17 protein-coding genes are annotated in these 19,569 nt (G+C 35.5%); 16 read left to right on the forward strand and 1 reads right to left on the reverse strand.

Going from position 1 to position 19,569, the window contains the following annotated elements:
- The first annotated feature begins 21 nt into the window (after nucleotides 1–21).
- The 14 genes from C8E03_RS05395 to C8E03_RS05460 all read left to right on the forward strand — a co-directional run bounded on the left by C8E03_RS05395 (nucleotide 22) and on the right by C8E03_RS05460 (nucleotide 16,319).
- Complete coding sequence (locus C8E03_RS05395) at nucleotides 22–1,041, forward strand: FecCD family ABC transporter permease (RefSeq protein WP_094375685.1); 1,020 nt, start codon at nucleotides 22–24, stop codon at nucleotides 1,039–1,041.
- On the forward strand, nucleotides 1,038–1,823 hold the full coding sequence (locus C8E03_RS05400) for an ABC transporter ATP-binding protein (protein WP_110290506.1): 786 nt from the start codon (nucleotides 1,038–1,040) through the stop codon (nucleotides 1,821–1,823). The genes C8E03_RS05395 and C8E03_RS05400 overlap by 4 nt, the downstream gene beginning before the upstream one ends.
- 28 nt (nucleotides 1,824–1,851) lie before the next feature.
- Nucleotides 1,852–3,024: an ABC transporter substrate-binding protein gene (locus tag C8E03_RS05405; RefSeq protein ID WP_110290507.1), complete on the forward strand. Its 1,173-nt coding sequence runs from the start codon at nucleotides 1,852–1,854 to the stop codon at nucleotides 3,022–3,024.
- Nucleotides 3,025–3,047: 23 nt separating this feature from the next.
- The gene (locus C8E03_RS05410) at nucleotides 3,048–4,088 is read left to right on the forward strand and encodes an XdhC family aldehyde oxidoreductase maturation factor (protein WP_110290508.1); all 1,041 of its coding nucleotides are present in this window, start codon (nucleotides 3,048–3,050) and stop codon (nucleotides 4,086–4,088) included.
- A gap of 5 nt (nucleotides 4,089–4,093) precedes the next feature.
- Nucleotides 4,094–4,825 (forward strand): methyltransferase domain-containing protein, encoded by a 732-nt coding sequence (locus tag C8E03_RS05415; protein ID WP_170122906.1) that lies wholly within the window; start codon nucleotides 4,094–4,096, stop codon nucleotides 4,823–4,825.
- Between the two features lie 32 nt (nucleotides 4,826–4,857).
- A complete protein-coding gene (locus tag C8E03_RS05420; protein ID WP_110290510.1) occupies nucleotides 4,858–5,232 on the forward strand; it encodes a winged helix-turn-helix domain-containing protein in 375 nt (124 codons plus the stop codon).
- A gap of 392 nt (nucleotides 5,233–5,624) precedes the next feature.
- Nucleotides 5,625–7,544: a 3D-(3,5/4)-trihydroxycyclohexane-1,2-dione acylhydrolase (decyclizing) gene (gene iolD, locus C8E03_RS05425; RefSeq protein ID WP_207657793.1), complete on the forward strand. Its 1,920-nt coding sequence runs from the start codon at nucleotides 5,625–5,627 to the stop codon at nucleotides 7,542–7,544.
- 28 nt (nucleotides 7,545–7,572) lie between these two features.
- On the forward strand, nucleotides 7,573–8,352 hold the full coding sequence (locus C8E03_RS05430; protein ID WP_110290677.1) for a 5-deoxy-glucuronate isomerase: 780 nt from the start codon (nucleotides 7,573–7,575) through the stop codon (nucleotides 8,350–8,352).
- Between the two features lie 165 nt (nucleotides 8,353–8,517).
- Nucleotides 8,518–9,549: a sugar ABC transporter substrate-binding protein gene (locus C8E03_RS05435; protein WP_110290512.1), complete on the forward strand. Its 1,032-nt coding sequence runs from the start codon at nucleotides 8,518–8,520 to the stop codon at nucleotides 9,547–9,549.
- A gap of 151 nt (nucleotides 9,550–9,700) precedes the next feature.
- Nucleotides 9,701–11,203 carry a sugar ABC transporter ATP-binding protein gene (locus tag C8E03_RS05440; RefSeq protein WP_094375677.1) on the forward strand — a complete coding sequence of 501 codons (1,503 nt, stop codon included), beginning with the start codon at nucleotides 9,701–9,703 and terminating at the stop codon, nucleotides 11,201–11,203.
- A complete protein-coding gene (locus tag C8E03_RS05445; protein WP_110290513.1) occupies nucleotides 11,203–12,204 on the forward strand; it encodes an ABC transporter permease in 1,002 nt (333 codons plus the stop codon). The genes C8E03_RS05440 and C8E03_RS05445 overlap by 1 nt, the downstream gene beginning before the upstream one ends.
- Before the next feature lie 101 nt (nucleotides 12,205–12,305).
- Nucleotides 12,306–13,319, forward strand: coding sequence for an inositol 2-dehydrogenase (gene iolG / locus C8E03_RS05450; protein ID WP_094375675.1), 1,014 nt, complete (start codon nucleotides 12,306–12,308; stop codon nucleotides 13,317–13,319).
- Nucleotides 13,320–13,337: 18 nt separating this feature from the next.
- Nucleotides 13,338–14,231: a myo-inosose-2 dehydratase gene (gene iolE, locus C8E03_RS05455; RefSeq protein WP_110290514.1), complete on the forward strand. Its 894-nt coding sequence runs from the start codon at nucleotides 13,338–13,340 to the stop codon at nucleotides 14,229–14,231.
- A 99-nt stretch (nucleotides 14,232–14,330) separates the two neighbouring features.
- Nucleotides 14,331–16,319 carry a methyl-accepting chemotaxis protein gene (locus C8E03_RS05460; RefSeq protein WP_110290515.1) on the forward strand — a complete coding sequence of 663 codons (1,989 nt, stop codon included), beginning with the start codon at nucleotides 14,331–14,333 and terminating at the stop codon, nucleotides 16,317–16,319.
- Nucleotides 16,320–16,409: 90 nt separating this feature from the next.
- Here the strand turns inward: C8E03_RS05460 and C8E03_RS05465 are convergent, their stop codons facing one another.
- Nucleotides 16,410–17,177 (reverse strand): DeoR/GlpR family DNA-binding transcription regulator, encoded by a 768-nt coding sequence (locus C8E03_RS05465; RefSeq protein WP_094375672.1) that lies wholly within the window; start codon nucleotides 17,175–17,177, stop codon nucleotides 16,410–16,412.
- A 457-nt stretch (nucleotides 17,178–17,634) separates the two neighbouring features.
- Here C8E03_RS05465 and C8E03_RS05470 point away from each other — a divergent pair, with 457 nt between their 5' ends.
- On the forward strand, nucleotides 17,635–18,477 hold the full coding sequence (locus C8E03_RS05470; RefSeq protein WP_094375671.1) for a class II fructose-bisphosphate aldolase: 843 nt from the start codon (nucleotides 17,635–17,637) through the stop codon (nucleotides 18,475–18,477).
- A gap of 54 nt (nucleotides 18,478–18,531) precedes the next feature.
- Entirely contained in the window at nucleotides 18,532–19,548 is a 1,017-nt protein-coding gene (iolC, locus tag C8E03_RS05475) for a 5-dehydro-2-deoxygluconokinase (protein ID WP_094375670.1), read from the forward strand.
- Nucleotides 19,549–19,569: the final 21 nt, after the last annotated feature.

Here is a 19,569-nt window from a genome sequence, read left to right on the forward strand (position 1 = left end):
ATTTCTTGAATGGAGAGTATTATGAAAAAAAATACTAGGAAGAGTCCCAAAAGAGTATTAATTGTACTTGGCTTACTATTATTATTAGTTGCACTTTTTTCATTAACACTTGGCAGATATCCTATTTCACTAAATGAGCTAGTTGGAATTATTTCGTCTCAAGTAATTTTCATAAAGCCATTTTGGGATGAGAAAATGGAGATTATTTTTTGGAATGTACGTCTTCCCAGAATTATTTTGGCCATACTTGTAGGTAGCTGTTTATCTGTGGCAGGAGCTTGCTTTCAAGGGATTTTCCAAAATCCCATGGCTTCACCTGATATATTAGGAGCATCAACGGGAGCAGCGTTTGGAGCAGCATTAGCTATTTTAAATCATGCAAGTAAGGCAATGATTAGTGTGAGCGCTTTTTTCTTTAGTATTCTTTGTGTGGGGATTGTTTATTTGGTGAGTCAAAAATCTATGGGGAATAAAATACTAGCCTTGGTGCTTTCGGGAATTATGGTTAGTTCGTTGTTTAATGCAGGCACCTCGTTTCTGAAATTGGCAGCAGACCCTATGGATGAGCTGCCGGCAATCACTTATTGGATGATGGGGAGTCTTTCGGGAGCTTCTGTGAAAGACATCAGATTTGTTTTTCCACTCATGTGTATAGGAATTTTTCCAATTATTCTTTTGAGATGGAAAATAACAGTTATAACAATGGGAGAAGAAGAAGCACGTGCCATGGGAGTAAATACTGGTTTAGTTCGACTGATTATCATTATTTCGGCTACGCTGATTACTGCGGCATCTGTTTCTGTTAGCGGCATGATCGGCTGGGTAGGTCTTGTCATTCCGCATTTATCACGTCGCTTGATTGGCAGTAATTACAAATATCTTATTCCGGCCACTATACTATTTGGAGCGATATTTCTTTTGATTGTAGATAACGTTTCAAGAAATGTGTTAACTAGTGAAATACCAATCGGTATATTGACTGCTTTTATCGGAGCCCCATTTTTCTTGTATCTTCTTTCAGGAAGGGGGGATAAGTTATGAGTATATCAGTGGAACATTTGAATTTTAGTTATTGTGACAGACCAGTACTTGAAGATGTTTCTTTCCGGGCAGTTTGCGGTGAGGTTGTGTGTATCATAGGACCAAATGGAGTTGGTAAGAGCACTCTTTTTCGTTGCATTTTAGGAATAATAAATAATTATTCAGGCATAGCTAAGATAAATGAGATAGAGATTAAAACATTGAAGCCAAAGCAACTTGCAAGATTAATTGCCTATATTCCCCAGTCACATACACCAGCGTTTCATTACAGTGTACTTGATATGACATTAATGGGGACGACAGCACAAATGTCTGCCTTTGCAACACCTAGAAAACAAGAAATTATAGTAGCTGAGGAGGCTCTTAAAATCCTTGATATTTACCATTTAAGAGATCGTGATTTTACAAAGATGAGCGGTGGGGAGAGGCAGTTGGTATTAATTGCAAGAGCATTGGCACAGCAGGCAAAGGTTTTAATAATGGATGAACCAACTGCAAATTTAGATTATGGAAATCAAATACTTGTGTTAGAACAGGTAAAACATTTAACCTCGAAAGGTTATACAATTATACAATCGACACATCAACCTGAACAGGCACTTTATTATGCCGATTATGTAATAGCTCTAAAGGATGGACGTGTTTATGCAGCAGGTAAGCCACATGATGTAATGGATGAGGAATTGATATTTAATCTTTACGGAGTCAGGGTGAAAATTCAAAGCTTATTTGATGACAAAATACGTATGTGTATTCCAGAAGATGTTCTTTTGCATAGATAGTACCAATGAGTATAAAAGGAGAGAGAAAATGAAAAGAAAAAAGCTGCATTTGGTATTTGTAATTGTAATAAGTTTAAGTTTATTATTTGGTTGCACAAAAAAGAGTGATAGTGAGACAAAAGAGTCAACGAAAGAAACAAGTGAAACGCAGGATAGTGAAGCACAAACTGCAAAAGAGACGAAAGAAACAGCCAGTGAAGAAACGAAACAAACTAAAACTAATTTGTCTGATACGGTCACATTTGTGGATTCCGCAGGTCGTGAAGTGGAAGTGCCAGAGGAAATTACAAGAATAGCGCCATCCGGTACAATGGCACAGATTGTAACTTTTGCATTAGCCCCTGACGAATTGGTTGGATTATCCGGAAAGTGGGCAACAGATGCAAATCTTATATTAGAACAAAAATATTTAGATTTACCTGTATTTGGACAATTTTATGGATCGGGAGATTTAAACAAGGAGGCGATAGCAGCGGCAAATCCGCAGGTAATTATTGATATTGGGGAATATAAAGACAGTATAGTAGAAGATATGGACACAATAATGCAACAGCTAGGTATTCCTACCATTTTTATTGAAGCGACAACAGAGGGAACTGGTGATGCTTATCGAATGCTTGGAAAACTTCTGAACAAGGAAGAAGAAGCTGAAGAAATAGCAGCTTATTGCGATGATGTATATTCAAAAACAAAGACAGTTATGGAATCCATAGGCGACGACAAAAAGACACTAGCGTATTGCTTGGGAGATACAGGACTAAATGTCATTGCAGAAGGTTCTTTCCATGCTGAAGTAATCAATTTACTCGCTAAAAATGTTGCTGTAGTAGAAGAACCATCTGCAAAAGGCTCCGGAAATGAAATATCAATGGAACAGCTTATGATGTGGGATCCGGATTATATTATTTTCGCCCCAGGCAGCATTTATGAAAGTGTGGGAGAAGATTCGGCGTGGCAGGGACTAAGCGCAATTAAAAACGGAAATTACTGTGAAGCTCCAAGTATTCCTTATAATTGGCTTGGCTTTCCGCCGTCTGTCAATCGCTATATTGGAATGATATGGATGAGTGAATTACTTTATCCGGAGCAATTTGATTACAATCTTTTTGAAGAAACAGCACGTTATTATAAAATGTTTTATCACTGCGATTTATCAGAAGAAGTGTTTAACCAAATAACCCAAAATGCAAAATTTAAGTAATTGTATTAAAAAGGAGATGCAAAATGAAATCATTGTTCCAAGAAGCGATTATGTTGTTAAAAGAAAAGAAAAGCTTCTCGTTTGCAACAATTATTAATCAGGATGGTTCTGCACCAAGAAGTGCTGGCTCTAAAATGCTTATACTTCCAGAGCGCATTGTGGAAACAATAGGAGGAGGTGCAATGGAAGCGGACGTTATAAGGCAGGCACGGGAATCTGTTTATACAAATCATGAGCCTATTATAAAATTTTATGATTTAAGTCCCAATGAAGCAGCCAATAGCGGATTTATTTGTGGTGGTAACTGTGAGGTTCTAATTGCTTATATAGATGGACAAAATTCAAATAATCTCAAGGTATTTACAGAAGCACAGAAAGCAGAGATAGAAGGAAAGAAAGCTTGGTTTGTTTACGTCGTAAATATAAGTGAGAATGCGATACATCCATTTCAATTATGTCTGTCAGTGAAGGGGGAAGGTCTGATAGGTGATTTCTACGGAAGTGAAAAATTTAGAGAAAATTTAATCTTTAATCCGATTCGAATCGCGATTCATGGGGAAACCCAGGATGGTGTCCGCTATATAGTAGATCCAATTCACACAGGAGGAACCATGTATCTATTCGGAGGAGGGCATGTTTCGCTTGAGGTGGCAAAACTGGCTAAGAGGTTAGAATTTCGAGTAGTAGTCATTGATGACAGAGAAGAATATGCAAATGCCAAACGTTTTGAGGATTGTGAAGCAGTAGTAATAGATGATTTTAACCATATTCCTGATTTTTCGATTAATGGAAACAGTTACATCCTTATAATTACAAGAGGACATTTGCATGACAAAACAGTTCTTTCATGGGCGCTCAGTAAAGAACCTTTCTATATCGGCATGATAGGCAGTTTATCAAAGCGTGATACAATTTACCAAAAGCTAGAGGAAGTAGGGTATGAAAAAAAGTGCTTGGAGAAAGTGCATAGTCCGATTGGTTTAGCAATAGGTGCGGAAACTCCGGCTGAAATTGCAATCAGTATAATGGCAGAAATTATAAAAGAGCGTACGAAAAAGGAATGAGTAGAATGAAAAACGAACAAGAAAGACTTTTTCATTGGAGTGAAGAAAGTATTAAATGGTATAAAATAGCTGCCGAGCAACAAGAGTATCATCAAAACCTTGCAAGGATAATTTTGAGTAAGTTACCTCAAGAGCCTTCTATTTGTGACATGGGTTGTGGTGTTGGATATTTGTCCTTGGCACTTGCGTCACGTGCAAAAGCCATCATGAGTGTAGATTTAAATCAAACGGCAATTCAGGTGCTAAAAGATAATATTTTAAAAAATGAGTTAACAAATGTTTCTACATTGGTAGGTGATTTTGAATTGATTTCTCGCCCAAAGCAACCATTTGATGCCATAGTAATGTGCTTGTTTGGTGATTTAACCGAATTCATGAATAAGGCAAGGGAGTGGACTGACAATAAGATCATTTATATTATGTCAACAAACAGCAGACGTATTTTTACAGCAACAAAGGAAAGTACACAAGGAAATACAGAAGAAGAAATAGCTGATTTTTTAAATAAAAATAATTATACTTTTGAAGTGGAACAGATATCACTGCCGTTTGGTCAGCCTTTGAAAAGTATTGAAGAGGGCATAAAATTCATTCGCCATTATGATAGCAAAAGCACAGATGAAGAAATTAAGAAGCTTTTGAAAAGTAAGCTGATCAGTAGTTCATCTTATCAATATCCATATTATTTTCCAAATGAAAAGAAGCTGGCTATGTTTGTGATTGACGCTAGTAAATGATAGGTGGATTACAAAATAAAATGGGGGGTTAAATGAAAACAATATTGCAAAGTCATATTCGATTAGTAATATCAGGAACAGATGATTTTTCCAATGCTTTTGGTCCTGGTACTGCGCAATTACTTCTTGGAGTAGAAAAGATGGGATCGCTAAACCAAATTGCAAAGGATATAGGTATGTCCTATAGTAAGGCGTGGAAATCAATCAGAGAAACAGAAAAGGCATTAGGAGTGGCATTGATTGAACGTAATGGGGTAAATGGTTCTAGTTTAACCAAAGAAGGGGAAGAAATCTTAGCACTATTTCAACGAGCGCATCAGGCTGCACACAACGCGGTGCAACAAGTACTCATTGAAGAGGCAGAGAAGAAAATTTTGATAAATAATAAAAATAAGAATATATTTTAAAGTCATGAAGCAAACTGATAGGAAGGTTAATCTTTAAGATTAACCTTCCTATCAGTTTGCTATAGCAAAAACTTATCTCGTGAAATTGATATACCTAAAGAGGCTGTAAAATAGTGTATTTGTATTAACAGGTAAAAGGAGAATAACAAATGATTGACATTATCGACATAATAAACAAAGAAATTACAAAAAATGTATAACAATATAATAAAAACATATTGACAAAATCTAATAATAAATGTAATATGTAACAAAGAGATGATAACTATATAACAAAAACATAACCAAAACGTACGCAATACAACCTATTGTGTTGCAATTGTTAAAACATATAAACCAAAATGAAACAATAAGCAATGTTAAAGGAGGACGCAGCAGTGAAAAAAGTAAGAATGACAACAGCACAAGCATTGATAAAATTCTTGGATAATCAATACGTCAGTCTGGATGGAGAAGAAATCAAATTTGTGTCAGGAATGTTTACCATTTTTGGACATGGTATCGTTCTTGGTATTGGACAAGCACTTGATGAGAATCCCGGTGGCTTAAAAGTATATCAAGGAAGAAATGAGCAAGGTATGGCTCATGCAGCAACTGCTTATGCAAAGCAAAATAATCGAACTAAAATAATAGCATGTGCTTCTTCAATAGGTCCTGGTGCAGCAAATATGGTTACAGCCGCAGCGTTAGCAACAGTCAATAATATTCCATTGTTATTATTCCCTGGCGACACATTTGCTACCAGACAACCAGATCCAGTATTACAGCAGTTAGAACAGAGTAATAACTTAACAATCACAACGAATGATGCATTTAAACCAGTATGTAAATATTGGGATAGAGTTGCCAGACCGGAACAGTTAATGACAGCAATTATTAATGCAATGCGAGTGTTAACTGATCCAGAACAGGCAGGAGCCGTATGTATCGCAATGCCACAAGATGTTCAGGGTGAGAGCTTTGATTATCCGGAAGAATTTTTCCAGAAAAGAGTTCATAGAATCACCAGACCAACTCCGGTAGCAGAAGAAGTTGAAGATGTAACGAAATTAATTGCACAGAGCAAATATCCAATGATAATTTGTGGCGGTGGTGTTAAATATTCAAACGCCGGTGAAACCTTAGTAAAATTTTGTGAAGAGTTTCATATTCCATTTGGTGAAACACAGGCAGGAAAAAGTGCATGTAAATCAAGCTCAGAATATAATTTGGGTGGTGTAGGAGTTACAGGTAACTTATCAGCGAATATGGTAGCAGAAAAGGCTGACTTAATCTTTTCAATCGGTTCCAGACTTTCTGACTTTACAACAGGTTCAAAGTCACAGTTTAAAAATCCAAATGTAAAATTTATAACCTTAAATGTTTCAAAGTTTCACGCAAATAAGCTGGATAGTGTAAAAGCAATTGGTGATGCAAAGAGCGGATTGGAAGCTATTTGTAAGGCTCTGAAAGAAATAGGATATCGTTCTTCATATCAAGATGAAATAGCCATTGCTAAAAGTGAATGGCAAAAGGAAATGGATTTCTTCAAAGAATATACGTATGGTGATGATTTTAAACCATTAGTAAAGGCTGGAAATCCTGGTTCAATAGAAGAATTTAATAAATTAACTAAAAGTGCTTTAACACAAACAGCAGCCATCTGTTTGGTTAGAGAAATGATTGATAAGGATGCTATTATAACAGGCGCATCCGGAAGTCTTCCGGGAGATTTACAAAGAATGTGGACTACCGAAGCAAAGGACAGTTATCATATGGAATATGGTTATTCTTGCATGGGATATGAAATAGCTGCTGCTTTAGGAGCAAAGCTTGCTATGCCTGAGAAAGAAGTATATGCAATGGTTGGAGATGGCAGCTATCTAATGCTTCACAGTGAAGTGATAACTGCAATGCAGGAGCGTAAAAAGATTAATATTTTGTTATTTGATAATAGCGGATTTGGATGCATTAATAATCTTCAGATGTCGAACGGAATTGGAAACCTAGCAACAGAATTCCGATATAGAGACAACGACAATAGCTCATCACATGATGGGTCACTCATGACGATTGATTATGCAATGGCAGCAGCTGGTTATGGGCTTAAAACCTATACCGCGCGAACGTTAGAAGAGTTAAAGGCTGCTTTAGAAGATGCAAAGAAACAAAAAGTATGTGTATTAATTGATATTAAAGTACTTCCTAAAACGATGACAGAGGGTTATAAATCATGGTGGAATGTAGGTATTGCCAGCACATCAAATAAAGATTCTGTGCTAGATGCATATAAAAGAAAAGAAGAAAATTTAAAGAATGCAAGATTGTATTAATTGTGAAAGAAAGGAGGATAATAAGTTTATGTTTGAAATGTTTGGATATCCGGAATATTCTACAACGGGTGAAAAGATACTAACAACCCGAGAGGGTCTTTATAAGAATATGATGATGGACATAAGAATTTACAAAATGCAAAAAGGAGAAGAAAAGGTATTTTGTAAGAAAGATGATGAGACAGCGTTTTTGTTGGTTAGTGGTAATTTGGAATTTTCATGGGGGAAAGAAAAAGTTATTGCCAGCCGTAAGAATTGCTTTGATGAAAGCGCATATTGTCTTCATGTTAGTAAAAACACTGAAGTTAAATTAAAAGCAATGGAAGAATCGGAGGTTTTAGTACAGGCAACCGAGAATAATGTAGAATTTGACAACAAATTTTATCGACCATCAGATTGTGTTGAAATGACATCGGGAGCTGGCATGTGTAACAATACAGCAGTCAGATTAGTAAGAACTATATTTGATTATTCCATCGCTCCTTATTCTAATATGGTATTGGGTGAGGTAATAGGAACCCAAGGTGGATGGTCAAGCTATATTCCACATCACCATCCTCAGCCTGAGGTGTATTACTATCATTTTGATAAACCACAAGGTTTTGGTGCATGCTTTATTGGGGATCAAGCATTTAAAATCAAAGATGGAAGTTTTTGTGCGATACCAGGTGGTCTTACACATCCGCAGGTAACCGCACCGGGCTATAAATTATATAATTGCTGGATGATTCGTCATTTTGAGGGTAATCCATGGAAAGATAGAATTGATGATCCAGATCATCTCTGGATGCTGAACGAATCTTTTTAGTAGGTAAACGCATTCGCTTATACTGAAATATTCAGAAGTGTCTGAATGTGACTAAACACATTCTTTTTAGGAAAAACAAGGTATTTTGGGTATTAAGGCTTATTTAAATAAGTTTTGATATATGGGTAAAAACAAAAAAATGCAATGAATGAAAGGGGAAATTTCATGAAAAAAATTTTAGCTTTATCTATGGCACTAATGTTGACAGCAAGTTTGGCAGCATGTGGTTCAAAAGACACAACAGAGGACACAACAAAGGATACGACAACCGACACAACAACGGATACGACAAAAGACACAACAACCGATTCAACAGCAACAACAACCGATTCTGATATTAAAGTTGGTGTAATTCTTAAAACACTATCAAGTGAATATTGGGGATACGTTGCTGCTGGTGTAAAACAAGCTGCAACTGATTTGGGAGTTACTGTAGATTTACAGGGACCTTCATCGGAAACAGCTTATGACGAGCAAAATAACATGATTGAAACAATGCTTTCAGATTCAGATCTTGATGCTCTTGTAATCTCTCCATTACAACCAGATTCAGTTGTATCAGTATTAGGAGACACTACAACACCAATATTATTTGTAGATACAGATGCTCCATATGATAAGAAAGTAACTTATATCGGTACCGGTAATAAAGAAGCTGCTTATCTTGGCGGAGAATATGCTGCAAAGAAAGCGGGAGAAGGAGCAAAAGCAGTTATTATCGGTGGTGTACAGGGTAATACTACCAGTGATGCTCGTGAAGCTGGATTTAAAGAAGCTCTTGAGGCAAATGGTGTTACAATTGAAGCAACGCAATATGGAGAAGGACTTGCAGACAAATCTTCAAGTATAATGGAAAATCTTTTAACAAGCTTAAACAATGATATTGATATCGTAGTCTGCCATAATGATGAAACAGCGGCTGGTGCAGCCAGAGCAGTTCAACAGGCTGGTTTAACTGATGTTCTCATTGTTGGATTTGATGGTATTCAAGCTGGTGTTCAAAATGTTATTGATGGCAACTTTGCTGCTACAGTGGCTCAGTCACCATATAACATGGGATACATGGCAGTTGAAAAAGCTGTTGCAGTAGCAAAGGGCGAGACAGTTGAAGCTACGATTGATACTGGTGCAACAGTTGTTACCTCTGAAAATGCTCAAGCTTATTTAGATGAATTAAAATCTGTTTTAAATCAATAAAAAGGCTAAAGCAATAGAATGTTTCAATAATCAAAAATGCATTTACTCCTGTTTTATAGGAGTAAATGCAAAAAAGTAAGATACTTATTATCTATAAACCGGATTTCGAGTTAGACATATAAAGCAGATTAAAAGAAAAAGGTGATATATAATGGCTAATTATGTAGTAGAGTTGAAAAATGTTACAAAGCGTTTTCCTGGGGTTATTGCACTACATGATATGTCTTTGCAGATTAAACCTGGTGAAATTCACGGTCTGATTGGTGAAAATGGAGCGGGAAAATCTACACTGATTAAAGTACTTACGGGGGTTTATTCAGCTGATGAAGGTGAACTGTTTGTCGATGGAATAAAGCAAAATTTTAAATCTCCAAATGATGCAAAAAACACAGGAATTGCATGTGTATATCAAGAATTAAATATTATAAGATTACTGTCAATTACAGATAATATCTTTATCAATAAGATGATACGTAAAAAAAATAGTAAATTTTTGGATTACAGTGAGATGCATAAGCAAGCTCATGAAGTAATGGCTTCGTTAGGCCAGGATGTGAATGAAAAAAAGCCTTGCGGCAATTACGGAATGGGTATTATGCAGATGGTTGAAATAGCAAAAGCTGTTTTAATTGATGCTAAATTAATTATAATGGATGAGCCAACTTCAAGTCTTGGCGAAAAAGAAGTAGAGCAGTTAATGGCTACTGTTCGAATGCTAAAGAAAAAAGGTGTAGCTATCTTATTTGTTTCTCATAAGTTAGAAGAATTATTTGAATTATGCGATCGTGTTACCGTTATGCGCGACGGTGAGCATATTATTACAGAAGAAATTAAAAACATGGATAACGATAAATTGATTACAGCAATGGTAGGACGTACACTTGACAATCAATATCCCAAAATTGAAGTAAAAAGAGGCAAGATAGCTTTAAAGGTAGAAAATTTGAATTCAGCAGGAGTTCTTCATGATATTAATTTTGAGGCTTATCATGGTGAGATATTAGGAATTGCAGGCTTAGTAGGAGCAGGAAGAACAGAAACATGTCAGGCTATATTTGGAGCTTTTGACGTGGATAGTGGAAATATCTATATTGATGGGAAAAAAGTTCACATTAAGTCACCAAAGGATGCGGTAAGAAATAAAATAGCACTGCTGACAGAGGATAGAAAAGGACAAGGTCTGGTATTATCTCTAGGAATTGATACAAATTTAATGTTGGCTAATATGAGAAGATTTACAAAAGGACCATGGTTAAATAAAAATAAGTTAAATGAAACAGGAAAACAGAATATTGATGATTTTAAAATTAAGGCTCCGAGTCTAAAAACAATTGTTGGTCAATTATCAGGAGGTAATCAGCAGAAAGTAGTTATAGGCAAATGGATTAATACAGATGCAGATATATATATTTTTGATGAACCTACAAGAGGAATTGACGTTGGTGCTAAGGTAGAGGTATACAATATAATGAACAAATTAGTAGCTCAAGGAAAATGTGTTATTATGGTTTCCTCTGAATTGCCAGAGGTTCTGGGTATCAGTGACCGGGTTATTGTAATGCGAGAAGGTAGAGTAACAGGTGAAATTGACAGAAATACTGACAAATTCTCTTCCGAAATCATAATGAAAGCAGCATGGGGAGGAACGATATAATGGCAAAAACAATCAATATCAAAACACTACTTGGAAAGTTAGGTCCATTACTCGCATTGGTAGTATTATCTGTTGTTCTATCAATAGCCAGTCCTAATTTCTTGACAATCAATAACGTTATGAATATTTTAAGGCAAACCGCAGTAAATGGTTTAATATCATCCGGTATGCTGGTAGTTTTAATCACAGCCGGTATTGACCTTTCAGTAGGAGCCAATGCAGTATTATGTGCATGTGTTATGGGCATGTTTTTAGATAAGTTTGGGGTTACCAATCCTATTATTTTATTATTGGCTTGTATTTTAACAGGAACATTAATCGGATGCATCAATGGTCTATTACTTACGAAATTACACTTACCTCATCCTTTTGTTTCGACATTAGGTATGAAGAACGTATTATGCGGTTTAGCATTGTTTGTTGTTTCAACGAAGACAATCAGTGGCTTCTCAAGCTCAATTACATGGCTGGGTTCAGCAAACATTTTAAAAAGCGGATCGTTCTCAGGTTTACCAATTGCATTTATAGCAATGTTACTGATATTTGTAATCTTTCACTTATTATTAAATTATACAGCACTGGGAAGAACCATATATTGTGTGGGAGGTAATCCAGAAGCGACTAGATTATCAGGTATTAATACAGATAATATACTTATATTTGTTTATTCACTTTCAGGCTTTGTCTGTGCCATTGCAGGTATTGTTATTGTAGGAAGATCAGGCGTAGCTAATCCATCTTCTGCAATTTCTCCATATGATACGGATGCGATTGCAGCTTGTATTATCGGCGGTGCATCCTTTATGGGTGGAAAAGGTACAATCTGGGGAACTTTGATTGGAGCATTGATTATTTCAATAATCCGAAATGGTTTAACACTTTTAAATGCAGCAAGTGATATGCAATATATGGTAATTGGTTTGGTTATAATTGCGGCTGTATTTATAGATGTAACACGTAACAGAATGGAAGCAAAAGCTAGGAGACTGGCAGGAAAGTAAAAGTTATTAAAGGTAGTATTCCTTGATAGGAAGCATAATAATTACAAATCCTAGTCATGGGGTAGACATAGATATTGAAAAGTGAAAGGAAGGATTTGAAAATGATTAAAATTGGTATTATTGGTGCAGGAAGAATAGGCAGAGTTCATGGTGAAGGAGTTACTTACGGAGTAAAAGATGCTCAGGTTAAGGCAATTGCCGACCCATTTATGAATGAAGAAATTAAACAATGGGCAAATGGTCTTGGTATTGCTTCCTGCTATACAGATTATCATCAAATCTTAGAGGATCCAGAAATTGATGCAGTAATGATTTGCTCATCAACGGATACGCATGCAGATATTTCAATTGAGGCAATTAAGGCTGGTAAGCATGTATTTTGTGAAAAACCTATTTCACAGGACCTTGCTAAAATTAAAGAGGTAATGGAAGCGCTAAAAGAAACCAAATTAAAATTTCAGGTTGGATTCAACCGTAGATTTGACCATAACTTCAAAGCAGTAAGAAATGCTGTTGAGGCTGGACAGGTGGGTGACGTTCATTTGATTCGTGTGACTGCCCGTGATCCACAGGCTCCTCCAATTGAATATGTAAGAGTATCCGGTGGAATGTTTTTGGATATGACAATCCATGATTTTGATATGGTATGCTTCTTATCAGGCTGTAAAGTAAAAGAAGTTTATGCAGCAGGAGCAGCACTTGTAAACCCAGATATCGCTAAAGAAGGGGATATTGATACGGCTGTTATTACCATGAAAATGGAAAATGGAGCAATCGCTGTCATTGATAATTCACGCCAGGCTGTTTACGGCTATGATCAAAGAGCAGAAGTATTTGGCTCAAAAGGCCAGGTAGCAGTTGCAAATGACACAGGTTCTAGTGCTGTACTTAGCACTCAAGACGGCGTAATTGGTGAAAAACCGTTATATTTCTTTTTAGAGCGTTATATGGATTCTTTTAAAAGAGAAGTTTCTGAATTTGTACAGGCTATTGTGGATGACACAGAAGTGCCGGTTGATATTGAAGCAGGCTTACAGCCTATACTTATTGCAATTGCGGCAAAGAAATCTCTTGATGAAAACCGCCCGATACAGTTAACTGAAGTTCAATTCTAAGAGAGGGGAGATATTATAATGTTTGATAAAAGTAAAGTAAAATTAGGTATCGCACCTATCGCATGGACCAATGATGACATGCCTGATCTTGGAAAAGAGAACACATTTGAACAGTGTGTCAGTGAGATGGCATTAGCAGGATTCACAGGTTCAGAAATTGGTAATAAATACCCAAAGGATGCAGAGACATTAAAGAAAGCTTTAGAGCTTAGAGGAATGCAGATTTGTAACTGTTGGTTTTCTTCCTTTCTAACAACGAAGCCTTATGAAGAAACAGAAAAAGAGTTTATCAAGCAGGTTGATTTCCTAAAAGCTATGGGCGCTAAAATTATTGGTGTTTCTGAGCAAGGACATAGTATTCAGGGAACGGATAAAGCTGTGTTTGAAGAAAAATACAATATGAATGATGAAGAATGGAATTTACTTTGCACAGGACTTAATAAGCTTGGAAAGATCGCAAAGGGGAAAGGAATTTCGTTAACCTATCATCATCACATGGGAACTGTTGTTCAAACAGAGGAAGAAACAGAACGCTTCATGAATAATACAGATCCAGAATACGTAAGCTTATTGTTTGACACAGGACACTTTGCATATAGCGGAGTTGATCCATTAAAAATGGTTCAAAAGTATGTAAAACGTATTAAGCATGTACATTTGAAAGATATCAGACCAAATGTAGTAGATAAAGTAAAGAATGAAAAATTAAGCTTTTTACAAGGTGTAAGACTTGGCACTTTTACCATACCTGGAGATGGTTGTATTGATTTTGAACCAATTTTCAAGGTGTTGGAAGAGGCAGGCTATGAAGGCTATATGCTTGTTGAAGCAGAGCAGGATCCTGCCATTGCAAATCCATTGGAATATGCAATGAAAGCCAGAAAATATATTGCAGAAAAAACAGGATTATAATTCTTATAGGTCACATTAGATAAACACATTACATTATTAAAAATAAGGTTATAGAAACGTCAATTTCTATAACCTTGTTTTAAATTATGAGGTGAAAAAATGAAAAGTATAAAATTAAAATTAATAATTAAATTTTCAATTATTATTATTATCTCAAATATTTTGATTGGTATTGCTGCACTTGCTGTTGCCAGTACCTCTTTAACAGAGGAGGCTAAAACACTGCTTGTGACCATGTCGAATCAAGGAGCTGCTGTGACAGAATCACGAATGAATACTCAAAAGAAAACGCTTGAAACATTAGCTTCGCTAGAAGAAATTCAAAGTATGGATTTTGACGTTCAAAAACCAATATTAAAGAGTGTATTGGAAAACTCTGGATTTACTGATATTGGAGTAATGAGTACATCAGGAAAAGTGATGTATTCCACAGGACTAATGATTCAATTGTCAGAAAGTGACTCTGCCAGAAAAGCTTTAGAGGGAGATAATGATGCTTTTAATTTTGCCTTTAATGAGCAATCAAGAAAGGTTGACATGATGTATGCGACACCGATTGTAAAAGATGGTAATGTTTTGGGAGCCTTGGTGGGACGAAGAGACGGAACTTCTTTAAGTGAAATCATTAGTGACATGGGATATGGTGAAGAGGGCAATGTGTTTATCATTAATTCGGTTGGAACTGTCATTGCAAGTCCCAATAGTGATTTGGTTTTAAACCAGTACAATCCAATTGAATTGGCAAAAGAAGATGCATCGTTATCCTCTTTGTCTGTGGCCTATCAAAAAATTTTGGATGAAAAATCAGGAATTATAGAAGTGAATCTTGAAAATCAAAACGAATTCTATGGATTTTCTTCAATCCCTGGAACAGAGTGGATTATCATATTTACTGCGAATCAAACAGAAGTGTTATCCAGTATTCCCATTCTTTTATATACCTGCATTATTATTATAGTAATCACTTTATTAATTTGTGTTATTATTACATATTTTATGGGAAGATCGATTGCACTTCCCATTACGAAAGCAGTTGGTATAGTAAAAAGAATTGCTGATTTGGATATTAATGCGGATGTACAAGAAAAAGATTTAAAAAGAAAGGATGAAACAGGAGAACTGTTTCGTGCTTTACGAAGCATAATCAACAATTTAAGAAGTATTATTACACAGGTAAAAGAATCTTCTGAGCAAGTAGCAGCATCGTCAGAAGAATTAACTGCAATATCTGCGCAATCAGTAATTGCAGTGGAAGGAGTGACGAACATAGCAAAAGATATCTCACAAAGAGCTTCTTTACAAGCTAATAATACACAGGAAGGGTGTTTAAAAGCAGAGCAATTAGGGAAAGCTATTAGAAGTAATCTAATGGGGGTAAATGAGCTGACTGAGGCTTCAAATGAAGTATTTCATGCACTTTCAGAAGGGTTAGCTGAGATAGAACATTTGTTGAAAAGCACAAAAGAGAGTAATGATGCAAATAAGCAAATATATGAAGTTATTATTAAAACAAATGATAGCTCAATAAAAATAGGAGAGGCAAGTAATATGATTAACCAAATTGCAGAGGAGACTAATTTATTATCTCTAAATGCTGCAATTGAAGCTGCAAGGGCTGGTGAAGCAGGAAAAGGATTTGCCGTAGTGGCAGATGAAATCAGAAAGCTTGCGGAACAATCAGCCAGATCTTCAAAAGAAATCAGCCAGATAGTTGAAGAATTGTGTTCAAACTCAAGAAATGCGGTTGTTACTGTGGATAAAGTTCAGATTATTGTAAAAGAGCAAGCAAATGGAGTTTCAAGTAGTAAAGAAAAGTACATTTTAATTGATGAAGCAAGTAAAAAGGTAATAGAAACAGCAAAGAAGTTGACGGTATCAAGTCAGGAAATGGATCAAATGAAAAATGAGATACTGGAAACGATGCAAAAGCTTACAAACATAGCGCAAAATAACTTAATATCAACAAAAGATACCAGACAAGCAATGGAAGAACAAACGAGCTCAATTGAAGAAATAGCAGATGCAAGTGATGGACTGGCAAGTCTGGCTCAGAACTTGTATGAAATAATGAATCAATTTCAACTGTAATGAAAAAAATGTGTCAATCACAAGGGAAAGAAAATGATAGGGAAGTTAGAACAGCTTCCCTATCATTTCCTTAGAATAAAGCTTTAAAGACTAAATTTGTGGTGCAACTAATGAGATGTTGCAATTGTTTTTATCTAAAGTTTCTTTTAAATCATCTGGTGGCATCTCATCGGTAATTACTGAATCTATATTATCGAAATTTGAAAATGTCATTAACGAGATAATACCAAACTTGGTATGATCTACTAATAAATAATTTTTCTGACTCTTTAACAGCGCCGTACGTTTAATTTCCGTTTCCGAAGGAGAAGAATTAGAAGCTCCCCCAATCGTTGATATGCCTGTTGCGGCAACAAAAGACTTACTGATATTATAATGACTTAATACAGTTGCAGAGCTGGTTCCGGTAAACGATAAGGTTTTACGATTTAAGGAGCCTGATAAGGAAATAACATTAATATTTGGATAAGGTATAGAACGCATAATAACCTCTATACTATTTGTAAGAATAGTTAAATTCTTCTTATCCTTCACATATTCAATCATATGCATGGTAGTAGTTCCAGAATCAATGAAAATAATTTCGTTATCATTAACTAAGGAAGCAGCATTTTGCGCGATTGATTGTTTTAATTGAAGGTTACTGATATTACGCTCATCAAATGATAACATAGGTTTATAACCTTCAACTGTAACGCCGCCGTATATTTTTTTGATTTTTTCCGTAGAAACCAGTTCATCAATATCGCGGCGTATTGTGTTTTTGGAAACTTGAAATTCAGTACAAAGTTGATCCAGAGTAACTGTTTTTTGTTGATAAATATATTCTTTGATACTATCTAAACGTTGCGATCTCAAATTAACACACCTCTTTCTTTTCAATAATAAAATAATTAATATATAGAAAAATTAATTTGCTATATATGTAAATGATTATAGACACATGCCATGAAACAAAGAGTTAGATGCAAGAAGTAAGCGATGGCACGAAAGTAGTTATGATACAACTTTCTAAGGTACTAAAGTGGTAGTATAGCAAACACTCTATTCTAATAGTATTATATCTAATTTTGGTGAAGAAAGCAAATGAAAAATAATTATATCATCATAATATTATCAACAAATAACAAGAAAATAATCATAAAAATACAAAATTGGAAAAGATAAATACTTATAAATTCACAAAAAGTTAATACTAATAATCAAAAACAACTTGACAATGGTTAAGTTTGTGGTATAAAATGAGTATAACATTAATATGTTTGGTAATTAATGATTATATTTTAAAAAAATCATAAAAAAAGAGGTGATTAAATTGTCACTTGTTAATATGTCGAAATTGTTAAAAGATGCCTCTGTCAATCATTATGGTGTCGGAGCTTTTAGCGTTGCAAATATGGAAATGGTTTTGGGTGCAATTCAAGCAGCAGAAGAATTCAAATCACCAATTATTCTACAAGTAGCACAAGTAAGACTTCCATATTCTCCATTAAAGGTTTTTGGACCATTGATGATTGCAGCAGCAAAAGCCGCCAAGGTTCCGGTTGCAGTACATTTGGACCATGGATTAGATATTGATACCATAAAGCTTGCATTAGAATTGGGTTTTACCTCCGTTATGATTGATGCCTCTGCATTACCGATAGATGAAAACATCGCTATGGTTTTAAAGGTAAAAGTACTGGCAGACCAATATGGAGCTGATGTAGAAGCAGAAGTTGGACAATTAGCAGGAAGTGAAGATGGAAGCGTAGATCATGAAATGTTATATTCTGATCCAGAGGAGGTTTTAAAGCTCTATACAAAGACCAATCTGGATGCGATAGCGCTTTCAATAGGAAATGCACATGGATTATATAAAAAGGAACCAAAGCTTAACTTTAAAATTCTAGAGGAAGCAAGAAAAAGGGTTCCAATACCATTGGTACTTCATGGAGGTTCAGGGATTAGTGATGAAGACTTTAGAAAATGTATTGCAGGAGGAATTCGCAAAATTAATGTCGCTACCGCCACGTTCTTATCTGTTGAAGAGGCAGTAAGACAGTATTGCAAAGAAGAAAAGCGAGATTATTTTTCAATGAGTAAAGCTATGGTATGTGGCTCTTATGCAAATGTCAGCCGACACATCAAGGTATTCCAAAGCGATAATAAAGTTTAATGTAAAACTTGATATAGGAGTTTTTAATAAATTGTAGAAAGAAAGGGAAAAAGTATGGGATATATTCAATTTGATCAGTCAAAGGAAATTGACCTGATATTGGTTGGAAGAGTAGCTGTAGATTTTAATCCGGTCGATTATTACAAACCACTTTCAGAAAGTACGACCTTTAAGAAATATCTGGGAGGCTCTCCGGCAAATATTGCGGTAGGAATGGCTAGATTAGGAAAGAAAATTGGTTTTATCGGTAAGGTATCGGATGACCAGTTTGGGGATTTTGTTACTAACTTTTTTGATAAAGAGGGTATAGATACCTCGCATATTACCAGATGCAAGAATGGTGAAAAAATTGGTTTAACATTTACTGAAATATTAAGCGAAACAGAAAGTAGTATTTTAATGTATCGAGATGGAATTGCTGATTTAAGACTTGATGTTTCTGATGTAGATGAAGATTATATCAAAAAGGGTAAAGCTATTCTAATTTCAGGAACAGCACTTGCACAAAGCCCTTCCCGTGAAGCAGCATTAAAGGCATTGGCTTTGGCGAAGAAAAACAATTTGGTAGTTATATTTGATATTGATTATCGTCCATATAACTGGAACAACATGGATGAGATTGCAATATATTATTCAATTGTAGCAAAACAAAGTGATGTAATTTTAGGCTCTAGAGAAGAATTTGATTTAACAGAGCAAATGATTGAACAGGGCAGAACAGATGAACAAACGGCTGCTTACTTTCACGCAATTGGCAGCAAGATTGTTGTTGTTAAACACGGTAAAGATGGTTCTACTGCTTATACAAACGATGGAAACCACTATAGTATTAAACCATTTCCGGTAAAATTATTAAAATCCTTTGGAGGTGGAGATGGTTACGCTTCCGCCTTTTTATATGGTCTATTTGAAGGAATGGAGATTATTGACTGTTTAGAACTTGGAAGTGCCTCTGCTGCAATGTTAGTTGCAAGCCATGCATGTTCACAGGATATGCCAAGTGTATCGGCTGTCAAAGAATTTATTGCAGAAAGTAAGAAAAAATACGGAGATATGATTGCCAGAGTTTAAGTGATCAAATTAAATTTAACA

This window comes from Lachnotalea glycerini, assembly GCF_003201285.1.
GTDB lineage: Bacteria > Bacillota > Clostridia > Lachnospirales > Lachnospiraceae > Lachnotalea > Lachnotalea glycerini.

What these genes read in the sequence shown, in the direction of transcription:
- C8E03_RS05395 (WP_094375685.1), top strand. Translation starts at nt 22, where the DNA reads ATGAAAAAAAATACTAGGAAGAGTCCCAAAAGAGTATTAATTGTACTT.
- C8E03_RS05400 (WP_110290506.1), top strand. Translation starts at nt 1,038, where the DNA reads ATGAGTATATCAGTGGAACATTTGAATTTTAGTTATTGTGACAGACCA.
- C8E03_RS05405 (WP_110290507.1), top strand. Translation starts at nt 1,852, where the DNA reads ATGAAAAGAAAAAAGCTGCATTTGGTATTTGTAATTGTAATAAGTTTA.
- C8E03_RS05410 (WP_110290508.1), top strand. Translation starts at nt 3,048, where the DNA reads ATGAAATCATTGTTCCAAGAAGCGATTATGTTGTTAAAAGAAAAGAAA.
- C8E03_RS05415 (WP_170122906.1), top strand. Translation starts at nt 4,094, where the DNA reads ATGAAAAACGAACAAGAAAGACTTTTTCATTGGAGTGAAGAAAGTATT.
- C8E03_RS05420 (WP_110290510.1), top strand. Translation starts at nt 4,858, where the DNA reads ATGAAAACAATATTGCAAAGTCATATTCGATTAGTAATATCAGGAACA.
- iolD (WP_207657793.1), top strand. Translation starts at nt 5,625, where the DNA reads ATGACAACAGCACAAGCATTGATAAAATTCTTGGATAATCAATACGTC.
- C8E03_RS05430 (WP_110290677.1), top strand. Translation starts at nt 7,573, where the DNA reads ATGTTTGAAATGTTTGGATATCCGGAATATTCTACAACGGGTGAAAAG.
- C8E03_RS05435 (WP_110290512.1), top strand. Translation starts at nt 8,518, where the DNA reads ATGAAAAAAATTTTAGCTTTATCTATGGCACTAATGTTGACAGCAAGT.
- C8E03_RS05440 (WP_094375677.1), top strand. Translation starts at nt 9,701, where the DNA reads ATGGCTAATTATGTAGTAGAGTTGAAAAATGTTACAAAGCGTTTTCCT.
- C8E03_RS05445 (WP_110290513.1), top strand. Translation starts at nt 11,203, where the DNA reads ATGGCAAAAACAATCAATATCAAAACACTACTTGGAAAGTTAGGTCCA.
- iolG (WP_094375675.1), top strand. Translation starts at nt 12,306, where the DNA reads ATGATTAAAATTGGTATTATTGGTGCAGGAAGAATAGGCAGAGTTCAT.
- iolE (WP_110290514.1), top strand. Translation starts at nt 13,338, where the DNA reads ATGTTTGATAAAAGTAAAGTAAAATTAGGTATCGCACCTATCGCATGG.
- C8E03_RS05460 (WP_110290515.1), top strand. Translation starts at nt 14,331, where the DNA reads ATGAAAAGTATAAAATTAAAATTAATAATTAAATTTTCAATTATTATT.
- iolC (WP_094375670.1), top strand. Translation starts at nt 18,532, where the DNA reads ATGGGATATATTCAATTTGATCAGTCAAAGGAAATTGACCTGATATTG.